Annotated in this window: 19 protein-coding genes; 11 read left to right on the top strand and 8 right to left on the bottom strand. The window is 42.5% G+C overall.

Going from position 1 to position 14,267, the window contains the following annotated elements; translation table 11 throughout:
- Positions 1–308 precede the first annotated feature (308 nt).
- Entirely contained in the window at positions 309–677 is a 369-nt protein-coding gene (locus ACFE93_RS16535; protein ID WP_375474299.1) for a hypothetical protein, read from the top strand.
- A gap of 108 nt (positions 678–785) precedes the next feature.
- Positions 786–1,349 carry a Uma2 family endonuclease gene (locus ACFE93_RS16530; protein WP_375474298.1) on the top strand — a complete coding sequence of 188 codons (564 nt, stop codon included), beginning with the start codon at positions 786–788 and terminating at the stop codon, positions 1,347–1,349.
- Between the two features lie 128 nt (positions 1,350–1,477).
- On the opposite strand, the gene ACFE93_RS16525 is transcribed toward ACFE93_RS16530, so the two are convergent.
- Positions 1,478–1,798 carry a hypothetical protein gene (locus ACFE93_RS16525; protein WP_375474297.1) on the bottom strand — a complete coding sequence of 107 codons (321 nt, stop codon included), beginning with the start codon at positions 1,796–1,798 and terminating at the stop codon, positions 1,478–1,480.
- 227 nt (positions 1,799–2,025) lie between these two features.
- Here ACFE93_RS16525 and ACFE93_RS16520 point away from each other — a divergent pair, with 227 nt between their 5' ends.
- Positions 2,026–2,199 (top strand): DUF6888 family protein, encoded by a 174-nt coding sequence (locus tag ACFE93_RS16520; RefSeq protein ID WP_375474296.1) that lies wholly within the window; start codon positions 2,026–2,028, stop codon positions 2,197–2,199.
- On the top strand, positions 2,196–2,408 hold the full coding sequence (locus ACFE93_RS16515; RefSeq protein WP_322670230.1) for a DUF6887 family protein: 213 nt from the start codon (positions 2,196–2,198) through the stop codon (positions 2,406–2,408). The genes ACFE93_RS16520 and ACFE93_RS16515 overlap by 4 nt, the downstream gene beginning before the upstream one ends.
- A gap of 514 nt (positions 2,409–2,922) precedes the next feature.
- Here the strand turns inward: ACFE93_RS16515 and ACFE93_RS16510 are convergent.
- Positions 2,923–4,992, bottom strand: coding sequence for an SUMF1/EgtB/PvdO family nonheme iron enzyme (locus ACFE93_RS16510; RefSeq protein ID WP_375474295.1), 2,070 nt, complete (start codon positions 4,990–4,992; stop codon positions 2,923–2,925).
- Position 4,993: 1 nt separating this feature from the next.
- On the bottom strand, positions 4,994–5,386 hold the full coding sequence (locus ACFE93_RS16505) for a hypothetical protein (RefSeq protein WP_375474294.1): 393 nt from the start codon (positions 5,384–5,386) through the stop codon (positions 4,994–4,996).
- Positions 5,387–5,610: 224 nt separating this feature from the next.
- Between ACFE93_RS16505 and ACFE93_RS16500 the strand changes: the two genes are divergently transcribed.
- On the top strand, positions 5,611–6,483 hold the full coding sequence (locus ACFE93_RS16500; protein ID WP_292859451.1) for an Rpn family recombination-promoting nuclease/putative transposase: 873 nt from the start codon (positions 5,611–5,613) through the stop codon (positions 6,481–6,483).
- Positions 6,484–6,590: 107 nt separating this feature from the next.
- On the opposite strand, the gene ACFE93_RS16495 is transcribed toward ACFE93_RS16500, so the two are convergent.
- Genes ACFE93_RS16495 through ndhC form a run of 3 tightly spaced genes read right to left on the bottom strand, consistent with a single transcriptional unit; the run spans position 6,591 to position 8,234 of the window.
- Positions 6,591–7,151 (bottom strand): NAD(P)H-quinone oxidoreductase subunit J, encoded by a 561-nt coding sequence (locus ACFE93_RS16495; RefSeq protein ID WP_375474293.1) that lies wholly within the window; start codon positions 7,149–7,151, stop codon positions 6,591–6,593.
- The gene (gene ndhK, locus ACFE93_RS16490) at positions 7,144–7,881 is read right to left on the bottom strand and encodes a photosynthetic/respiratory NAD(P)H-quinone oxidoreductase subunit K (RefSeq protein ID WP_375474292.1); all 738 of its coding nucleotides are present in this window, start codon (positions 7,879–7,881) and stop codon (positions 7,144–7,146) included. The genes ACFE93_RS16495 and ndhK overlap by 8 nt, the downstream gene beginning before the upstream one ends.
- A complete protein-coding gene (gene ndhC, locus ACFE93_RS16485; protein WP_094333328.1) occupies positions 7,872–8,234 on the bottom strand; it encodes a photosynthetic/respiratory NAD(P)H-quinone oxidoreductase subunit C in 363 nt (120 codons plus the stop codon). Before ndhC ends, ndhK begins: the two co-directional genes overlap by 10 nt.
- 406 nt (positions 8,235–8,640) lie before the next feature.
- On the opposite strand from ndhC, the gene ACFE93_RS16480 reads away from it, so the two are divergent.
- The 6 genes from ACFE93_RS16480 to ACFE93_RS16455 all read left to right on the top strand — a co-directional run bounded on the left by ACFE93_RS16480 (position 8,641) and on the right by ACFE93_RS16455 (position 11,012).
- Positions 8,641–8,976: a rubredoxin gene (locus ACFE93_RS16480; RefSeq protein WP_375474291.1), complete on the top strand. Its 336-nt coding sequence runs from the start codon at positions 8,641–8,643 to the stop codon at positions 8,974–8,976.
- A gap of 141 nt (positions 8,977–9,117) precedes the next feature.
- Positions 9,118–10,137 carry a photosynthesis system II assembly factor Ycf48 gene (locus ACFE93_RS16475; RefSeq protein WP_375474290.1) on the top strand — a complete coding sequence of 340 codons (1,020 nt, stop codon included), beginning with the start codon at positions 9,118–9,120 and terminating at the stop codon, positions 10,135–10,137.
- Between the two features lie 159 nt (positions 10,138–10,296).
- The gene (psbE, locus tag ACFE93_RS16470; RefSeq protein WP_094348030.1) at positions 10,297–10,545 is read left to right on the top strand and encodes a cytochrome b559 subunit alpha; all 249 of its coding nucleotides are present in this window, start codon (positions 10,297–10,299) and stop codon (positions 10,543–10,545) included.
- Positions 10,546–10,554: 9 nt separating this feature from the next.
- Positions 10,555–10,692: a cytochrome b559 subunit beta gene (gene psbF, locus ACFE93_RS16465; protein WP_015115279.1), complete on the top strand. Its 138-nt coding sequence runs from the start codon at positions 10,555–10,557 to the stop codon at positions 10,690–10,692.
- An 8-nt stretch (positions 10,693–10,700) separates the two neighbouring features.
- Positions 10,701–10,823: a photosystem II reaction center protein L gene (locus ACFE93_RS16460; RefSeq protein WP_322670285.1), complete on the top strand. Its 123-nt coding sequence runs from the start codon at positions 10,701–10,703 to the stop codon at positions 10,821–10,823.
- A 69-nt stretch (positions 10,824–10,892) separates the two neighbouring features.
- Positions 10,893–11,012, top strand: coding sequence for a photosystem II reaction center protein J (locus ACFE93_RS16455; RefSeq protein ID WP_012411803.1), 120 nt, complete (start codon positions 10,893–10,895; stop codon positions 11,010–11,012).
- A 176-nt stretch (positions 11,013–11,188) separates the two neighbouring features.
- Here ACFE93_RS16455 and psaI read toward each other — a convergent pair whose 3' ends face one another.
- Positions 11,189–11,338 carry a photosystem I reaction center subunit VIII gene (gene psaI / locus ACFE93_RS16450; RefSeq protein WP_375474289.1) on the bottom strand — a complete coding sequence of 50 codons (150 nt, stop codon included), beginning with the start codon at positions 11,336–11,338 and terminating at the stop codon, positions 11,189–11,191.
- 255 nt (positions 11,339–11,593) lie between these two features.
- A partial coding sequence (locus ACFE93_RS16445) for a hypothetical protein (RefSeq protein ID WP_375474288.1) occupies positions 11,594–14,267 on the bottom strand: 2,674 nt, incomplete at its 5' end.

Genomic DNA, 14,267 nt, shown 5'->3' with positions numbered 1-14,267 from the left:
CCGAGTTAAATTCCAGCTTTACCGAGTTAAAAAACATCTTTTGCGACTTGAAAACCAGCTTTTGCGACTTCAAAACCTTCTTTTGTGACTTCAAAACTAGCTTTTGCGACTTCAAAACCTGCTTTTCTCAACAAATTTCAGCAAATATACCCGCATCTATCTAGTTGGCTAATGCCATCCAATGCTTTTATAATTCTGTAACTTCACTGTGGCTGGTGCATCTGCTTATTGCGTATTTTGATGATATATAAATAACTCAGTGTATAACATCGGGGTTATTTATAAATTAATCCAAACAGGAAAACTTTATGACGCAACGCAAACGAAACTCTATGTCACTGACCAAAGCTGAACGACGGATTGAAGGAATGCAGACAATTAACCCTGAGTTAGACTTTAGTAATGGGTTTTCAATTGCTACTTACAACACTAAAGTAATTGAGTTACGAGAAAAGCTAGCGGCTTATAATCAAGCACAAACAATAGTAGATAAGACACACAATGCATTAATAGAAACAGAACGAGAGTTGAATACTTATTCTGAGCAAATGCTGTTAAATGTTGCATCTCGCTATGGCAAAAATAGTGATGAATATGAGATGGCTGGTGGAACACGCAGGTCAGACCGCAAGAAACCACGCCCAGTAGTGAACCAAACAGTGATATCAGTGAAGTAATTGTTTGGACTCGCCGTTTCTTTAGATAAGGGTGCGTTGACCTTTGTGACAACGCACCATTAAAATTAATATAAAGCTAATCAAACTCTTCTTTACAATAAAGCCCTAATGCTACAAACCCCATCTAAATCGATAACTTTAGATGAGTTTCTCAAGCTACCAGAAACAGAACCTGCTAGCGAATATATTGATGGACAAATCATCCAGAAACCAAAGCCACAGGGTAAGCACAGCACAATTCAAACCGAGTTTTCTACTACTGTCAACGTAATTCTTAAACCTCAACAGATTGCACGAGCATTTTCAGAGTTACGTTGCACATTTGATGGACGCTCAATAATTCCAGATGTGTCTGTGTTTACTTGGGGTAGAATTCCCCGCGACGAAAAAGGCGAGGTTGCTAATACCTTTTTAATAGCTCCTGACTGGACAATTGAGATTATCTCACCTGACCAAAGTCAAACAAAAGTCACCAAAAATATTTTGCGTTGCCTCAATTTTGGCACTCAAATGGGTTGGTTAATTGACCCAAATGAGCAAACAGTGTTTGTTTATCTTCCTAAACAGCAACCAGAAGTATTTGATCAACCACAGCAAAAACTTCCTGTTCCATCTTTTGCTAATGAGTTAAATCTGAGCGTGGCGTCTGTTTTTGGCTGGTTATTAGAGTAATATTGTGACAGATTTGGTCGTGATGTTTGATGGCGATCGCTTCAGATTCTCCTTTTTCCAATGTTTGCTTCAAGAGTTGAGCAAGCGGTTACAGTAATTGCTGAGGATGTCGAGAGGGAGTAGGGTTCCTATCCTAAACTGTCAGCCCATTCACGCACGCGATCGTGGGCTATTCCTGAACCTGTGGAACGGTACGTTTCGAGAGCAGATTGGCTCTGTTGAACCATTTGGGCTTCAGTAAGAGGTTGAAAATTTAATGCTGTGTCTATCTCTCCGTACTCAAATGATTCTTCCGTCATTTGAGTAGCTTGATATGTCAGTAATCGCTCAAAATCTTCTAAAGAAGTGGATGTACCAGTCAGCCATGTTAACAGGATAGTTTTTACCTGTTCTCCAGGTAATGTTTTAAGATGCTCTAAAATTTGCTGCCTAATATTGCTTGCTGTCATAAGCTTTTAATTTTTGTAGTAGCTTTGCTATAAATACAATATTTTTCACGAGCAGATTTAATTTTAACCTGGACTAGATGTTGAGATTAGCCAGATTTTAGGATTTTAATTAGTCCAGCGATCGCACCAATGACGATGGAGATGCTGAGAGCGATCGCAAATGGGCTAAAGATATTGTTTACCTGCTATTCTGATTCCAAGCTATGCGGTTATGAGGTATACAAATCTTGCCAACTGCTGAACAAGGCATCAGGTGTGTCATAGTATGTCAATCTTTGACCAATACATTCACTCCTATTTACATTGTCCGCCTCGATGAACAAACAGGGAATGTGTTTATTTTGGCAGGAGATAACATAGAGGTAGAAATCTATCGCAATGGTCTTTGGAGGTTCTTGTGATTGAGCCAGACTTTAGCAGCATGAGCAAAACCGAGTTAAGAGCCTTCGTCATTGCTCACCCTGACAACAAAGCAGCGTTTCGTGCTTTTGTTGACCGCTTTACATCTGAAGCGTCTCCAGAGACTTTTGACATCCCAAAATCGAATGCTGAGATTGAAGAAGTTGAAATTTTGATTAAACAAAAATTAGAACAATTAAAAATGAGCTAGATTTTAGAAGTTTCTTTTAAATGTCGCAAAATTAATTGAGTCGAACAACTGTTCGGTTTTGCAACCTACCAAGCTATCCGACTCGGTTTGATATTCGCAGGTTGTCGCCTTCCTCGCTGGTTCAGGTCTGGACTCCCTGGTGTACGCTCGATAAATTCCCACTTATCAACTCTGACAATAGGGAGTACTCACGCCACAGCCACCGCCACCACGCGAAAACCAACATTGTTGTTACGATTCGCGCGCGCGTTCCTATTGCGATCGGCAGAAGGGCAATTGCTGGCATTGTTGTTCCAACTACCGCCACGCAGCAACTAAAAACGACCTGCCCCATACTCAAACTCTCAAACTAAGTGAGAAATTTGATTAAATGTAGTGTATAGTGGTTTTGATATCAAAAGACCACTTTTTGAAAAAAATTTTTTGATCCGCCTGCGGCAAAGAGGGAAGAAGAAGGGAAAACAATAAGAAGTGCAGAGGGCAAAAGGGGAAGAGTGTAAAGAGCAAGGAATCCTCACGCCACAACCACCGCCAACACGCGAAAACCAACATTGCGCCTACGATCCGTGCGCGCAAGCCCAGAGCGACTGGCAGAACGGCAATACCCGGCACTGTGGTCCCAACTACCGCCACGCAGCAGCCTTTTGTTATTATCTTTACCAGTTAGCCACGCAGTACGATCTTTTGGCGCACCCTGGTAATTGTCGTTATATACATCTTGACACCACTCATATACATTACTATGCATATCGTATAAACCGAAAGAGTTAGGCGGAAATTTTCCTACATCTGTTGTTTGTTGACGATATTCCCCCTTTGGTGCAGAGCCGTAGGGAGAGCTACCCTTGTAGTTAACTAAATCTGTGGTAATCGTTTCGCCAAAATAAAATGGGGTCTTCGTTCCAGCACGACAAGCATATTCCCATTCTGCTTCGCTAGGTAGTCGATAGGTTTTTCCTGTCCTTTGGCTCAATTTTTTACAAAATTCTACTGCACTATTCCAACTCACCAGTTCTACAGGTCGTTTCTCACCTTTGAATTTGGAAGGATTACTACCGATAATTGCTTGATATTGCGCCTGGGTAATTTCATATTTACCCATGAAAAACCCAGGCACTTTCACCTGATGCTGTGGACTTTCATCTTTATCTCTTTCTGTTTCTCCTTCCGCTGAACCCATCATAAAGCTTCCCCCTGGTATCTGCACCATTTCCAGGGTGATACCATTTCCTAAGTTTTCAATGAAGTATTTCGCTTCACGATTGCTACGGCTGGTGATGTTTCCCTTTGCATCCACCGTGACAACTTCAAATTGAAAGCTTTTTAGGTTAATTGCTTCAGTAGTGTGGGAGGTGCTGCTTTCTCCTGAATGAAACGGCCAAAAACGTGTTATTGCAATTGTCAAACCCAACCCAGCTGCAAACCCAGCAGTTTGAATTACACGTCGTCGTGACCAGTTAGGTAATATTAGGTTTGATGGCGAAGAAGGTGTTGAAGATGTTGGAGTTGTAAATGTTGAAAATTGTCCCGCACCAGAAGCCTGAGTATTATTAATCGGGGATGGTGGGGTTGGCTTAGAAGATGGAATTTGAGGAGGTTTACTTATAGGTGTATTTGTGACTGACTCAGATGGTTGTGGAATTGTTTGCTGAGGTAAATCAGGATTTGCAGAACTATTTCGCAACCGAGCAATTTCTTCCAAGGCTTCTATAGCTTGCATATCTTGACCTGATGCAGCAGCTAATACCCTAATCCAGAGTTGTTTTGCTAAATCAAAGTCTCTCTTATTCTGAGCGCGATAAGCATCAATTTTCAACGTAGCGATATCCGCTAGAGTTGCATATCGTGGCACAAGTATTAGGTGGGATTTATTCACAGGTTCAACAATCACATAAGGCGTTTGCCTTGTATTCTTATACTGGCGAACCAGTTCAGGTACACGAAACTTAAGATATTGCTCTAAGCGTTCAACAGTAGCGCATTGACCTTGAATTCCTAACCCTTCTAGTAACGCACTGGTAAAAGCACCTTGTTGTAAAGCCTCAATTTCATAAGAATACTCTTGGGGAGTACAAGAAAAAATGCTGATAACTCCTTGCTGACGTGCTTCTTGGGCGGTTTGTTGCCCAATTCCTTCACCACCTGTTTTTTTGCCTTCATTGCGACAAGCATCCAGAATCAAAACAACGTTATCAGCACCGCAGCGACGCAGGCGTTCACTCACAAAGTTAATCTCAATTGCCGTTTCTATAATGTCTAATGGATTGCCATCACAGGGCATGAGATAATCACGGTCAGCGTATCTTATCCCATGACCACTGAAGAAAAACCAGAAATTATCCCCTGCTCCCATAAAGGGATTTTCAAAGCGCTCCGACAAGACTTTACGCAAATTTGCGCGATTTGGGTGAGTTGATTTTCCATCAATATCAGGGGAGTCATCCGAGAAGAAGAAAATCCGCTCAAATCCGGCTTCATTGCTCAGAAACTCTTGCATTAACTGTGCATCCCGCTTGGCATAGTTTAGCGGTTGCAGATAATTATACTGGTTAATTCCGATCGCGATCGCCCAATTTTTTGCCATCTCACTGTGATTCTTGGCGCTTGAACTTCAGCTTAATCGCTCCTTTACTTCCAGCTTTGGCACCATTACCAATTAATTTAACTTCTCCTTCGGCACTAATTTCCACCGATAGCTCAATTTCATCTAGCTGCATCTTGGAGTTGACTTTTGCTTGCTGTTGGGCTTGACTAAACAAACTTCCCACGACTTTGAGAAAGTGAGTCATATTTTGCTCTAATGTTTGAGCGCTAACCTTAACAGCATCTCCTACCCCTTTACTACCAATACTTTCCCTGATAGTTTCGTCTCCCCAACCGCGTGTATTAGTACTCCCGCCTTTAGCACCGTCAGGAATCGATATTTGCGGCGTTTCATTGGTAACAATCCAAATTTCGTCTGGAGGTGTTTCTGACATATTACTTTAAATATTTACATGGAATTTTCCCACAAATATAGATACAACGGTAGAGATAGCGATTCCGATTACTAAGAAATCTCACCGAATATCTTGGACATTGCACTCAAATTATCTCAAATTGGGTGCGATCGCTTTCTCTAAGTAGTCCAATCAAAAATTTAAATATCTGTAATCCAGTCTTAAGTACAATTATTTGATAACTTTCAGTGCGTTTACAACCCATGATCAAACCCGCCGATGTCAGCACCAAACGCTTAATCAGCCTTGCACCTGATAACTGGGTAAAATGGGTAACGCAAATCCCTGATATTGTTGCTGGCGAAATTCTCAACTCAGAATTTCAGTGGATAAGTCGAGAAAGTGATGTTTTAATCCGTGTCGAAAGCCCCCAGTATGGAAAATTTCTCGTTCTTAACGAATTACAACTACGCTATAAACCAGAAATGCCCCGCAGGATGCGTGCTTATGCAGCACTTGCAGAAGAAAAATATAATTTGCCAACGTATCCAGTACTAATTAATATCCTCAAGGCAAGTGATGCTGAAATACCGACAAGTTATGCATTAAATATAGCTGGTTTACGTGCTATTCAAGATTACCGTGTCATTAATCTGTGGGAAGTTGATGTAAACATTGCCTTTGCACAACCATTACCATCACTACTTCCATTTGTACCCATTCTCAAAGGAGGTGATAACGAGTCTACAATTCGAGATGCATTGCGAATATTACGTGCAGATGAACAATTGAATCAACTAGAAACAGTATTAGGATTTTTTGCTACCTTTGTATTAGATAGTGCAATAGTTCAACAAATTCTGAGGTGGGATATGGCACTTTTAGAGCAGTCGCCTTGGTATCAAGAAATTTTTAGCAAAGGGGAAGAACGCGGAGAACTGCGAGGAAGAAAGGAGGAATTATATTCAGGGATTGAATTGGCATTAGAAATTAAGTTTGGCAATCAAGGTTTAGAATTGATGCCGATAATCTCTCAAATTACAGATTTCCAGAAATTAAAAGCAATTCAACAGGCAATTAAAACTGTAAATACAGTCAATGAATTACAGCAAATTTTGTCAACCAACTTGACATGAAACACCAAAAACATAACCCCTCTCCGCCACCGGAAAGGGGTTAATCACTGCCGAAACTCAGCACTAAATTGTACAGACGCGATTCATCACGCTCTATTCAGCAATCTCTAATAAGCATCTTGCAACTCGTAGAAATCAGGCGAGATGTAATCCTTCCGCAAAGGCCAACCCACCCAATCTTCCGGCATCAAAAGCCGCTTGAGATTTGGGTGTCCTTCGTAGATAATGCCGAACATATCGTAAGACTCGCGCTCTTGCCAATCTGCGGTCTTCCAAATCCAGTACACAGAAGGCACTACAGGATTTTCCCGTGGTAAGAACACCTTCACTCGCACTTCTTCGGGGCGATCGCTATTATCACCCACTTTAATCAAGTGATACATACTCACTAATTCTTGTCCTGGGCCAAGGTCAATGCCAGCTTGACACTGGAGATAATTAAACCCATAAGCATAAAGGGCTGTAGCGGTGGGAAGCAAGAAATCTGCCGCCACCTTAATTATCTCTACACCATTCTTGTCTGGTGCTAAAAACTCATGGTCAAAGCCATTTTCCGTCAACCACTGGGAAACTTTACCCGCTTGTACCAATGACTCTTCTTTCGCTGCTGGTACTGGTTTAGACTCTTCTTCGGCTGCTGGTACTGCTTTAGATTCTTCTTCAGCCACGGGTTTGTTCCTCCTTTTGCGCCTTTTCTGTCAGCAGTGCAGGTGGTATTGGCATACCGATCGCTTCCGCCAATTCCTTCGGTGGTACGGAGCGAGTTTCTGACTGCAAATACTTACCAGTTAAGATTTGCTCTACTGGCTTCAAATTATGAGTCGTGCTGTAGTAGCGGTGGGTTTGCTTAATTTTACCCCGCTCTTGCATCGATTCATTGGCGATTTTCTTCCGTAGCTTAATGATTGCGTCGATAATTGCTTCTGGACGAGGAGGACAACCAGGTAAGTACACATCCACAGGAATCAGTTTATCGACTCCGCGCACTGCCGTAGGGGAATCAACGCTGAACATCCCGCCAGTAATTGTGCAAGCTCCCATCGCAATTACATACTTCGGCTCTGGCATCTGTTCGTAAAGACGCACCAGTTGGGGAGCCATCTTCATCGTAATAGTCCCTGCCGTAATAATTAAATCGGCTTGGCGGGGGCTAGAACGGGGAATTAGCCCAAAACGGTCAAAGTCAAATCGGGAACCAATTAAAGCTGCAAACTCAATAAAGCAGCAAGCAGTACCAAATAACAACGGCCACAAACTAGAAAGCCGCGCCCAGTCGTAGAGATCGTCAACCGTCGTCAAAATGACGTTTTCTGAAAGGTCTTGAGTGATTGTAGTCCGTTCAATGGGGTTGATGATTCGTTCTTTGCCCTGGGTTGTTAAGTTAGAATTCAAGACCATTCCAAAGCTCCTTTACGCCATGCGTAAACTAAAGCGACTACAAGAATTGCAATAAAGACTAGCGCTTCAATAAATGCTAATAGCCCCAAACGGTGAAAAGCTACCGCCCAAGGATACAAGAATACAGTCTCCACATCAAAGACGACGAAGACCAGAGCAAACATGTAGTAGCGGATGTTGAACTGAATCCAGGCTCCCCCGATGGGTTCCATGCCAGATTCATAAGTAGTGCGACGTTCTGGGCTGTAACCACTGGGTCGTAGGAGCTTGGAAGCTGAGAGCGCTAAGGCAGGTACTAGGCTACAGATGATGAAGAAGCCTAGAAGGTACTCGTAACCGCTGAGGACAAACACAATGAGTATCTACCGCTTATGGAGTATTTTAAGTAGTAACTGGAGATTGGGTACTGACGACTAGAGAATTAGGGATTTAAGAGTGGGAGGACAAAGAAATTTTCTTTCCCATGCCCAATGCCCTTCAGGAGTGCTGAGTGCTGAGTGCTGAGTGCTGAGTGGGGAATTTCACTTCTTTACTCAGCACTCGGAACTCGGAACTGTTTTGCCCAATGCCCAATGCCCCATACCCAATCCCTCAACTGCGTAACTTTCTTTTACATTATATCTGTTTGGTTTTTCTGAAATCTGGGAAACAGACGCACTTCAGGTATTTGATTCGCTTTTGCTAGTGATAGAAAAGTCTAACAATTATGTCATAATTTTTAACGTATATTTAAGATTTCTTCTCTGCGAGGCCTTAGCCATGAGCGAACCAGCTGTTGAGACTACGGTGTTAGACCGCTACGAGTGTCGCGCCTGCGGTTATGTTTACGAACCCGAAAAGGGAGACGACAAGGATGATATTCCTTCAGGGACAACCTTTGCAGAACTGCCTCTGAATTGGCGTTGTCCAGTTTGTTCTGCTAAAAAGACCGCTTTTGCCAACATCGGCCCTGCGGGTACTGCATCCGGCTTCAAAGAAAATCTCGGTTATGGTTTGGGTGTCAACAAGCTAACGCCAACCCAAAAGAATATCTTAATTTTTGGTGCTTTGGCTCTTGGTTTCTTGTTTTTTATTAGTCTTTACGGCTTACAATGACAGCCCTTAAGCGATTCCAAATAACGCTCTCTAACAGAGGCTTTACACTGCGCTAACAAAATTCAAAATGAAAAACGCAGGATTTTCCAGCATCCTAGCTGCCAAATCCTACAAAAATTTAGAAATAACTAAGAAATACTGATGCATTCAATTGTGAAAGGTTGGCAACGAATATTTGCCTTGTTAATAGTAGTCTTGATGTGCATAGGTTGTAGCCAAGTCCCCTCTGTTAGTTACAACCCTTGGAAAGTCATTTCTGTGCCAACAGACTCGAATTTATTGGATATTGCTTTTACTAATAACCCTGAGCATGGCTACTTAGTTGGTAGCAATGCCACCCTATTGGAAACCAATGACGGTGGTAATACCTGGAAACCAATAATACTGCAACTGGAGGAGCAAAAGTATCGCTTTGACTCAGTAAGTTTTGCAGGTAAAGAAGGCTGGATTGCCGGAGAGCCTGGATTGTTACTACACACTAGCGATGAAGGTGCTTCTTGGTCGCGTATTCCCCTGAGCGAAAAGCTACCAGGTAGCCCGATCGCAGTTAAGGCGCTAGCAGAGAATACAGCTGAAATGGCTACTAATATTGGAGCCATATATAAGACCACAGACGGCGGCAAAAACTGGAAAGCTCAGGTGGAATCAGCAGTGGGTGTGGTGCGGAACTTAGAGCGTTCTGCTGATGGTAAATATGTTGCAGTTTCGGCTAAGGGTAGTTTCTACTCAACTTGGGAACCAGGGCAAGATGCTTGGGTACCCCATAACCGCAATAGTTCTCGGCGGGTAGAAAACATGGGCTTTGGTGAAAATGGGCAATTGTGGTTGTTAGCTAGAGGAGGTCAAGTTCAGTTTAGTGACGAAACTAAACCTGATGAGTGGCAAAAGGCACAATATCCAGAATTATCCACCAGTTGGGGTTTACTGGATTTGGCATATCGCACACCCAATGAAATTTGGTTAGGTGGCGGTAGCGGTAATTTGCTACGCAGTGGCAATGGTGGTAAAACCTGGGAAAAAGACCGGGCGGTGGAAGAAGTTGCGGCTAATTTATACAAGATTGTGTTCTTAGAGCCAGAACGGGGATTTATAATTGGCGATCGCGGCGTTTTGCTCAAATATCTACCAAATCCTGAAGCAACTTCCCCAGAAGCCGCTTAATGGGGACTGGGGACTGGGGACTAGGTAAGAGTTTTCCCAATCCCCAATCCCCAATGCCCAATCCCCAATTTCTGAGAAGAACGTTGCAACTTGTAACTCTTTCTTAACTTTGTAGGATAATAAACTCAATAACACTCTATGTATAAGGTAGGGATCTAAATGTCAGGTACCACTGGAGAACGTCCGTTTTCGGACATCATTACCAGCGTTCGTTACTGGGTAATCCACAGCATCACCATCCCGGCATTATTTATTGCTGGTTGGCTATTTGTCAGCACCGGACTGGCTTATGATGCTTTTGGCACACCCCGTCCCAACGAGTATTTCACACCAGCGCGGCAGGAAGTGCCCATTGTGAAGAACCGTTTTGAAGCTAAAAAACAAGTTGAAGAATTTATTGGAAAGTAGTTTGAGATCATGACTAGCGGAAATAACATCAATCAACCAGTTACCTATCCAATTTTTACCGTTAGATGGCTGGCAGTACACACCTTAGGTGTACCAACTGTATTTTTTTTGGGCGCGATCGCCGCAATGCAATTTATTCAACGTTAGGAGCAGTTATGGTAGAAAGATCCCCCAATCCCAATAATCAGCCGGTTGAACTAAACCGGACTTCTTTATACCTGGGATTACTAATGATTTTCGTTCTGGGTATTCTGTTTTCTAGTTACTTCTTCAACTAATTAGAAGTACTGTTGTTAATGTTGGTTTATGAACGTGTGTTGATTTGTTGTTAAGGGAGGAGAGAAGCTGTGTCTGGAAGTGGGAGAATTCCTCTGTGGGTCGTCGCTACGATCGCAGGTTTAGGTATAATTACAGTCTTGGGCATTTTCTTTTATGGTGCCTACGCCGGACTCGGTTCTTCGATTTAACATGAGTTAATTTGAACCGAACACTATAAGTTAGAATTTTCTGGCATTTGTTGAGAAATCAACGTTAAAAAAACCGCCTGTCTCTATGAGATAGGCGGTATTAATTTTAGTCATTTGTCATTTGTCCTTTGTCATTGTTTTTTGCAAATGACTAATAACTAATGACTACATCAGTATCAGTTAATATCAGTGATATCGTCGCTTTCAATGTATAAAAACAGAAACGCGAAGACCACACCTGGCAAAACCCAACCAATTATGGGAATGAAGATAGCAGACAAGTACGAAGTACTAGCCAAGACAGAAGGCAAAAAAGATGCTGTCATAGTTAAAGGTTCCTATCAAATTACACTACAATTCAAAATGAGCTTACTGCAAATTCTGCCAGATTTTTGAAATTCTTTCATATTTTTAACACAGGGGAGAATGGGGAGCAGAGGAGCAGAGGAGACAAGGAGGAATTATTGAACAAGTCTCTCCCTTGTCTCCCCACTCTTCTTTGTCTACCTTGTTTCTTCTCCATGCCCAATGCCCAATGCTCAATACCCAATTCCCAATGCTTAATGCACCTCATACCTGAGTTACATACCCAGGAGTTCATCTAGCTGCAAGCTTGGCAAGTCTGGAGGAATTACAGTTCGCACTATTGTGACTTTGTGACTCTCCTGTTGGGTTGTTAGATCGAGTGCGATCGCTTCTAAGCGAATTTCTAAACAGCCAAAGGGAATGTTTAATTGTGCGATCACTTCCAACCCTCCCGATGCATTAGGAAGTAAATTTGTCAATAGATGGGGGCCATCTAGTAAGTAGCGAGTTTGATAATCTTCAAGCCATAACTTGACAACAACTTGCAGAGGTACTTCCGGCAGGACTACGCGCACTATGACAGACTTGCCAGCAATTAATTCGCCTTCTGGCACATACAAATGTGGAGTTGGCAAAGGCTCAGTGGCTGCCGCAATTATAGGTAAGGAAGAAGATGAATATAACAGTGGTTGCTCCTTTTCTTCAAAGGTGTAACTCTCCCTTGTATCGTCTTCTAGTTCGGTATCTGTATCATCTACAACGATTTCTTGCGCCAACCAAGCTGACGCTATATTTATTTTTATTGGAGGGGGAGGGGGCGGTATTTGTGTTAACAGAGCCGATGAGATTGTTGGTTCTTCTAGTACTTTTTCTATTTCTGTATCTTCTCCAATCCCCAGTTCCACTTCCTGCGCTGTGTCTATATCTTCCCCAAAGTTCTCCAGTTCAAGAGCCAATCCTTCGACTTCTTCCCATGTCTCTTGTTCCTTACGCGTTTCAGCTAGGAGAAATTGCGAACTGCTCCAACCTTCGCTCAGATTATTCTCCGTGTTGGCATCTAGTTCTAATGGCAAGTTAAGATCAATATTGGCATTTTCTGCACTTGGAGAAAGGGGTATCTGCGGTGCTGAAACATAGTTATTGTAATCTTGAGGTTGCAGATCGTTGATAGATTCAGGCAAGGAGTATCCTTGGCTCTGCATCCACTTCCTGAGCAGGGGAGATGAATAAAGGTTTCCTGTTGTAATTAATTGTGCATTTTGGGGAGTTTTGACTTCAGCAACAGATTCTTCCTCGAATTGTGTATTTTGTGGGACTTCGACTTCAGTAACAGATTCTTCCTCGAATTGTGTATTTTGCGGGGCTTCGCCTTTCGCAACAGATTCTTCCTGAAATTGTGCATCACCTACTACTAATTCAGGTGTATTTTCATCTTCAGCCACAGTTGCGTCCAACTTTGGCAAGTCTTCAGCCGTTTTAACTTCTAATGCATCTGGAGGAACATTGTTTTTTACTTTTTCTTCTGCATCATCTGGCAAAGCTTGTAGCCGTTTCAAGTATGGCAAAGTAGTCTCAAGTATTGGCATTCGACGTTGCTTAATGAGCAACTGCTCCAAGTTGATGGTGGCTATAGTAGCATCCTTTTCTAGAAGCTCCTCCGGTGTTTGTGGTTCTGCAAGAACATCTATGGAAATGTTGGCATCACTTTGAATAGGGGGCAGTTTCGGTAATTGAGGCAATGAAATGCTTGAATTCTTGAGCTTAGATGTCCGCAGGTTAGCTTCTCGCAGAACTTGCAGGTTAATTTGCGGTGGTAGAGGTGTGTTTGGGGATGGATGAACTATCAGAGACTGGTCTGTTTTTAGAGTCTTGACCAGATTTAATAGTTTCAAATCGAGCTTAACAGGTGTCTCTGTTTCTGTGAAAGCAGCAGATGAGTCCGATGGTGTTATGGGGTCATTTAAAGATGTACTGGCTTTTGCTGCGGCTGTAATTGCTAGTAGTTCTGTTACATCTGCTGTAATGGTGAAGGACTGGCTGGCTAACGGCATGACTTCGCCAGCATCAGTGAATTTACCATACAAACTGATATCTGCCAAAATTAGCTTGGATTCACAATCAGCAGGAATATCAATTGAGGTATTAATGGTAAAGGGCAACTCCTTATCTGATAAGGGTTGCCGTACTTTGATCAATATTTTCGAGTTCTTAGGCGATCGCAGTTCAATTTCTACTTCAAGCGCCCGCAAGCTTTTTGAAGATAATGTTTCACCCCAATCTAGATTTGTCTTTTCTTGGAATTCTATGTACCCGTTGATTATAAGAGCTTGTCCCCAACGAGCAATATAATTATCCTGACTTAAAGTTAACAGTAATGGTGGCGGTAGTTGTGTTGCCGAAAAATCTGTAACCTTTTCATCTTTGAGCAGCAGTTCAGAGGCAGGTAAAGCTAAATCTATTAAATTTTGTAAAATCTGCTCTGCCGTCTCTCCTTGTAGCCACATAGGACTCACAGGCTCATCGATAATTATATCTTCGTCTTCTTCTGTTTTATCTGACACAACAGTGGTAGTAGCAAGGTTGCTGTCTGTAATTGCTAGTTCTTCAGAAACAGCGATCGCTTTATCTAGCTCAATTACAGGTTCTGGTGGGGCATTAGATTCCAAGTTCCCTTCATCTGGTGCAACAGTAGTGGCAAGGTTGCTGTCTGTAGTAATGGCCAATTCTTCAGAAACAGCGATCGCATTATCTAGCTCAATTACAGGTTCTGCTGGGGCATTAGATTCCAAGTTCCCTTCATCTAGTGCAACAGTAGTAACAAGGTTGCTATCTGTAGTAATGGCCAATTCTTCAGAAACAGCGATCGCTCGATCTAGCTTAATTACAGGTTCTGTTGGGGCATTAGATTCTAAGTTCTCTTCATCTGGTGCAACAGTAGTAGCAAGGTTG

Source organism: uncultured Nostoc sp. (genome assembly GCF_964247315.1).
Classification (GTDB): domain Bacteria; phylum Cyanobacteriota; class Cyanobacteriia; order Cyanobacteriales; family Nostocaceae; genus Nostoc.
Note: the sequence above shows the minus strand (reverse complement) of the source record. Positions and strands in the feature narration are given on the sequence as shown.

What these genes read in the sequence shown, in the direction of transcription:
- ACFE93_RS16500 (WP_292859451.1), top strand. Translation starts at nt 5,611, where the DNA reads ATGATCAAACCCGCCGATGTCAGCACCAAACGCTTAATCAGCCTTGCA.
- ACFE93_RS16535 (WP_375474299.1), top strand. Translation starts at nt 309, where the DNA reads ATGACGCAACGCAAACGAAACTCTATGTCACTGACCAAAGCTGAACGA.
- ACFE93_RS16525 (WP_375474297.1), bottom strand. Translation starts at nt 1,798, where the DNA reads ATGACAGCAAGCAATATTAGGCAGCAAATTTTAGAGCATCTTAAAACA.
- psbE (WP_094348030.1), top strand. Translation starts at nt 10,297, where the DNA reads ATGTCAGGTACCACTGGAGAACGTCCGTTTTCGGACATCATTACCAGC.
- ndhK (WP_375474292.1), bottom strand. Translation starts at nt 7,881, where the DNA reads ATGGTCTTGAATTCTAACTTAACAACCCAGGGCAAAGAACGAATCATC.
- psbF (WP_015115279.1), top strand. Translation starts at nt 10,555, where the DNA reads ATGACTAGCGGAAATAACATCAATCAACCAGTTACCTATCCAATTTTT.
- psaI (WP_375474289.1), bottom strand. Translation starts at nt 11,338, where the DNA reads ATGACAGCATCTTTTTTGCCTTCTGTCTTGGCTAGTACTTCGTACTTG.
- ACFE93_RS16510 (WP_375474295.1), bottom strand. Translation starts at nt 4,992, where the DNA reads ATGGCAAAAAATTGGGCGATCGCGATCGGAATTAACCAGTATAATTAT.
- ACFE93_RS16480 (WP_375474291.1), top strand. Translation starts at nt 8,641, where the DNA reads ATGAGCGAACCAGCTGTTGAGACTACGGTGTTAGACCGCTACGAGTGT.
- ACFE93_RS16505 (WP_375474294.1), bottom strand. Translation starts at nt 5,386, where the DNA reads ATGTCAGAAACACCTCCAGACGAAATTTGGATTGTTACCAATGAAACG.
- ACFE93_RS16475 (WP_375474290.1), top strand. Translation starts at nt 9,118, where the DNA reads ATGCATTCAATTGTGAAAGGTTGGCAACGAATATTTGCCTTGTTAATA.
- ACFE93_RS16530 (WP_375474298.1), top strand. Translation starts at nt 786, where the DNA reads ATGCTACAAACCCCATCTAAATCGATAACTTTAGATGAGTTTCTCAAG.
- ACFE93_RS16460 (WP_322670285.1), top strand. Translation starts at nt 10,701, where the DNA reads ATGGTAGAAAGATCCCCCAATCCCAATAATCAGCCGGTTGAACTAAAC.